Below are 727 nucleotides of genomic sequence, written 5' to 3'. Positions count from 1 at the left end.
CGAGCTGATTAGCGAGCGGACCAAAGACGCTCTGGCAGCCGCCAAGGCCCGTGGCAAGGCCCTGGGCGGCGACAGGGGTTATCGGCCGGTCGCTGGCCCTGACAGCGCGGCAGCCGGCACGGCGCGGCGAGCAGCGGCCGAGAGAGCGGCTCACCGGCTGGCGCTGGAGGTGGAGCGGCTGCGGGCAGAGGGCATCCTCGGCTTAGCAGCGATGGCGCGAGCGCTCAGCCAGCGCGGCGTGGCGACGCCGCGCGGTCGGGGCGCCTGGACCCACACCACCGTTGCCCGTGTGCTGGCACATCTCTCGTAGGCGAGGGCGTTCCTTAGCCGATGCGCACTGCCTGACCCGCACGCCATCGTCGGTTACGACACCCGCCGCGATCTATCGTGCCAGGGCATCTAGGCTCAGGCGCGCTACTCGGTGAGGATAAGCAAGAGCGCAGCCAAGGGCGCGCCCACGGCCAGGCCAAGCAACAGGTGGAGAATGATTGGCATACGTGCCTGCGCTGCCAACGGGCGCGGTTGTCCGATCAAGCCGAAGCGCCCGGCCGCCGTTGGGCGGCACGGGCCTTCAGACAAACCGCATCAAGCGGCTTGGTCACCCTCGATCTGATTCCGCGCGGTCCCGCCGGCCCGAGCGATCTCGACGCGACGTGGCCGCATCGCCTCGGGAATCTCGCGCACGAGGTCGATCGACAGCAGCCCGTCGACGAAGGTGGCAGCCTGG

1 pseudogene is annotated in these 727 nt (G+C 70.0%); it reads left to right on the top strand.

Features of this window, described 5'->3' with window-relative positions:
* Window positions 1-310 (top strand): annotated as a pseudogene (locus AC2YHJ_RS27870) (recombinase family protein); the annotation flags it as partial.
* Window positions 311-727: the final 417 nt, after the last annotated feature.

This window comes from Roseomonas sp. SRI_022, from assembly GCF_057586215.1.
Note: the sequence above shows the minus strand (reverse complement) of the source record. Positions and strands in the feature narration are given on the sequence as shown.